This is a genomic window from Sphingomonas sp. 66-10, from assembly GCF_001897045.1.
In the GTDB taxonomy this organism is placed as follows: domain Bacteria; phylum Pseudomonadota; class Alphaproteobacteria; order Sphingomonadales; family Sphingomonadaceae; genus Sphingomonas; species Sphingomonas lycopersici.
This window is the reverse complement of sequence record NZ_MKRR01000018.1, coordinates 14,337-18,619: the sequence shown is the minus strand read 5'-3', so window position 1 is coordinate 18,619 and position 4,283 is coordinate 14,337. Positions and strand designations below refer to the sequence as shown.

3 protein-coding genes are annotated in these 4,283 nt (G+C 65.7%); 2 read left to right on the top strand and 1 reads right to left on the bottom strand.

Annotated features, from left to right (window positions below; translation table 11 throughout):
* Window positions 1-706 (bottom strand): MHYT domain-containing protein (locus tag BGN95_RS02075; RefSeq protein ID WP_286771475.1); only part of this gene is annotated, 706 nt, incomplete at its 3' end.
* Between the two features lie 278 nt (window positions 707-984).
* Between BGN95_RS02075 and ahcY the strand changes: the two genes are divergently transcribed.
* Both ahcY and BGN95_RS02065 read left to right on the top strand, forming a co-directional pair.
* The gene (gene ahcY, locus BGN95_RS02070; RefSeq protein ID WP_265268454.1) at window positions 985-2,403 is read left to right on the top strand and encodes an adenosylhomocysteinase; all 1,419 of its coding nucleotides are present in this window, start codon (window positions 985-987) and stop codon (window positions 2,401-2,403) included.
* Window positions 2,404-2,482: 79 nt separating this feature from the next.
* On the top strand, window positions 2,483-4,283 hold a 1,801-nt coding region (locus tag BGN95_RS02065; RefSeq protein WP_286771474.1), incomplete at its 3' end, for a PAS-domain containing protein.

Sequence of the window (4,283 nt, the reverse complement as noted above, 5' to 3'; positions counted from 1 at the left end):
TCATATAGCTCGCCCCGCCGGTCGCGACGACGGTGAGGCCGACGCTGGCGATTCCCAGCGCCAGGACCACCAGCGCCTGCGTGTTCGGGGCCGGGATGCCGTTGAACGCCGGTTCGACCCGGAACGCGACCATGCCGGTGAAATGCATCGCGATGATCGCGAGCGCGAACAGCGCGCCCGCGATCGTGTGCTGGTGCGGCATCGTCCCGACGACCGCGATACGCGTCGCCGCAGCGGCGAACGCGGCGGAGAGCAGGACCGAGGCGATGAGATAATTCATATCCCACGCGATGGTCCCATACAGATGATAGGCCAGCATGCCGGTATAGTGCATCGCCGCGATGGTGAGGCCCACGATCGCGCCGCCGGCAAAGGCGGCGACGGGCGACCGGCGACCCGCCACCCAGAAGCCCGCGCCGGCGCCTGCCATCGCGATCGCGAGCGCCAGAACGGCGAGCAACGGATTGAGCTTGAACGGAAGGTGGAATTGATAGCCGATCATCGCGATGAAGTGCGTGCACCACATCGTTGCGCCGCCCGCGATCGTCGTCAGCAAGAGCCACGCGTTACGCTGAAGCCCGGTCGTTACCGTCGCGCGTGCGAAGAGCCGGAACACCCACCACGCGCCGCCGACGCATACGAGCGTCGCGAGAAGGACCAGCCACATATTATGGTCGTGCGCGGCGTGGTGAATGACGGTCATCATATCGAACAGCCTGAATCCGGACGCGAACCGCTCGCGCCTCGGACCGGGCGACTCTGCGAAAACAATGGTTATCAGCGGTTGTATGTTACAGAAATTTACATTTCCGCGGCGGCAAGTGTCGATGTTGCTTGCCGGCGCGGCGGGCGGATCGCCCCGCGGGGAAGGGCGCTGCGTCGCGCTCGACCCACCTCGCTTTTCCATATAAAGATATCTTTATATTTGCTTTGGGCGCCGGCTGCGCCTATGTGGCCGGCATCCAGTCTTTTGCGGAGATTCCCGTGGCTACCGTTCTCGACCGCCCGACCAATGATTATGTCATCAAAGACATCGACCTCGCCGATTTCGGCCGCAAGGAGATCGAGATCGCCGAAACCGAGATGCCCGGCCTGATGTCGCTGCGCGCCGAATTCGGTGCGTCGCAGCCGCTCAAGGGCGCGCGGATCACCGGTTCGCTGCACATGACGATCCAGACCGCGGTGCTGATCGAAACGCTCGTCGCGCTGGGCGCCGAGGTGCGCTGGGCGACCTGCAACATCTTCTCGACGCAGGACCACGCCGCCGCCGCGATCGCCGCCGCCGGCATCCCGGTGTTCGCGGTGAAGGGCGAGAGCCTCGCCGATTATTGGGATTATGTCGGCTCGATCTTCGATTGGGATGACGGCACCGGTCGCACCGCCAACATCATCCTCGACGACGGCGGCGACGCCACGATGTTCGCTTTGTGGGGCGCCAAGCTCGAGCGCGGCGAAAAGTTCGGCGAGCCCGAGAATGCCGAGGAAGTCGAATTCCAGCGCGCGCTCAAGGCGTTCATCGCCAAGAAGCCGGGTTACCTCACCGAGACGGTGAAGAACCTCAAGGGCGTGTCGGAAGAGACCACCACCGGCGTCCACCGCCTGTACGAGATCGCCAAGAAGGGCGAACTGCCGTTTCCGGCGATCAACGTGAACGATTCGGTCACCAAGTCGAAGTTCGACAACCTCTACGGCTGCAAGGAGTCGCTGGTCGACGCGATCCGTCGCGCGACCGACGTGATGCTTGCCGGCAAGGTCGCCTGCGTCGCCGGGTTCGGCGATGTCGGCAAGGGCTCGGCGGCGTCACTGCGCAACGGCGGCGCGCGCGTGCTGGTGACCGAGATCGACCCGATCTGCGCGCTGCAGGCGGCGATGGAAGGCTATGAGGTGGTGACGATGGAGGAAGCGGTGACCCGCGCCGACATCTTCTGCACCGCGACCGGCAATGCCGATGTGATCACCGCCGATCACATGAAGGCGATGAAGCCGATGGCGATCGTCTGCAACATCGGTCACTTCGACAGCGAGATCCAGATCGCCGCCCTGAGCAATTATGAGTGGACCGAGGTGAAGCCGGGCACCGATCTGGTGAAGTTCCCGGACGGCAAGCAGATCATCGTGCTCGCCAAGGGCCGCCTGGTGAACCTGGGCTGCGCCACCGGCCACCCGTCGTTCGTCATGTCGTCGAGCTTTACCAATCAGGTGCTGGCGCAGATCGAGCTGTTCACCAAGAGCGGCGAATATGACAACAAGGTCTATGTCCTGCCCAAGCACCTCGACGAGAAGGTCGCGGCGCTGCACCTCGAGAAGCTGGGCGTGAAGCTCAGCAAGCTCAGCCAGAAGCAGGCGGATTATATCGGCGTGAAGGTCGAAGGGCCGTTCAAGCCCGATCACTATCGTTACTGATCGAGAATAAAGCACGAAACGAGGGGTCGCCGCGCGCGGCCCCTTTTTTCATGCCCGAACTCTGCCTATCACCGCCGGCATGATCGTAATCTCGACTGCCGCGGCGCTGATCGGTGGGGTGATCGTCGCGCTGCTGCTGGTCGGCGCGACCTTCGCGCTGTTCGTCGGCCTGCGCGCGGCGGCGGCGGCCGGGTCGGCGGTGCGTGCCAATCGCCGATTCGAGGCGTTGTTCGCCGCCGCGCCCGCGATACCGGTGCTGGCTTATGGCGACGGGCGGATCGAGCTGACCCGCACCGTGGCGGACTGGCTCGGCCTCAAGGAATTGCCGGGGCGGATCGACGAACTGGCGAGCGTGTTGCCCGCCGATGTGCTCGGCGCATTGAAGAACGACATCCTCGCCGCGCATCGCGCCGCGCGTGGCTTCACCCGCGCGGTCACCGTGCCGGGATCGTCGCGCACCTTGATGTGGCGTGGCGAGCGCGCGCCGCACGAGATCGGCATCGGCGCGGTGATCATCTGGGTGTTCGACGCGACCGACAGCCAGCGCGAGATCGAGCAGCTTTCCGCGCAGCAAGGCGACATGCGCGGTGCGTTCGAGGCGCTGACCGGGCTGATCGAAGCGGCGCCGCTGCCGATGTGGTATCGCGGCGCCGATCTCAAGCTGGCGATGGTCAATTCGGCCTATGTCGCCGCGGTCGAGGGCGCCAATGCCGCCGATGTCGTCGGGCGCGGTGTGGAACTGGTCGAAGGCTCGGGGCACGGCGGCCCGCTTGCCGGCGCGGTCGAGGCGCGCGAGCAGGGCAAGCCGCACGAACGGCTGCTCCCGGCGACGATCGGGGGCGAGCGCCGTTCGCTAAAATTGTTCGATATCCCGCTGCCGACCGGCGGCGTCGCGGGCTACGCGATCGATATCGAGGATCTCGAACAGGCGCATGCGCGCGAGCGGCGCTTCGCCGAGGCGCAGCGGACGATGCTCGACCGGCTTTCCGCGGGCGTCGCTCAATTCGGGCGCGATCGCGCGCTCGTATTCTGCAACCAGCCGTTCCGGCGGATGTTCGCGATGCGCAACGAATGGCTTGCCGACCGGCCCGAGTTCGATCGCGTGCTCGAACGGATGCGCGAGGCCAACCGCGTTCCGGAGGTGCGCGACTTCCCGAGCTGGAAGGCCGAGCGGCGCGACTGGTTCACCGAGGCGGTCAGCGCGTTCGAGGAGAATTGGATGCTCCCCGACAGCACGCATTTGCGCGTGCTGGCGCAGCCCCTGCCCGATGGCGGGCTGCTGCTGATCTTCGAGGATCGCACCGAGCAGGTCCAGCTCGCCTCGGCGCGCGATACCTTGCTGCGGGTGCGCACCGCGACCTTCGACAATCTGTTCGAGGCGCTCGGCGTGTTCGCGGCCGACGGCAAATTGCAGTTGTGGAACAACCGCTTCCGCGCGGTGTGGGAGCTGGAGGAGGAATTTCTCAGCAGCCACCCGCGGGTCGATGTGGTGTCCGAACAGGTCGCGTCGAAGCTGGCGCACCCGGCGCGCGCCAAGATCATCAACGAGCTGGTCCGCGCCGCGACGATGGAGCGCCAGACGCGCGGCGGGCGGTTCGAGCTGGCCGACGGGCGGCATTTCGAATTCGGCGTCGTGCCGCTCCCCGACGGCAATGCGCTGTTCACGATGCTCGACATCACCGACAGCCGCCGGATCGAACAGGCGCTGCGCGAGCGCAACGAGGCGCTGGAAAACACCGATCGGGTCAAGACCGCGTTCGTCGCCAATATGAGCTACGAGCTGCGCACCCCGCTCACCTCGATCAGCGGCTTCGCCGAGATGCTCCACGGCGGCTATGCCGGGAAGCTGACCAAGCAGGCCGACGCCTATGTCGAGGCGA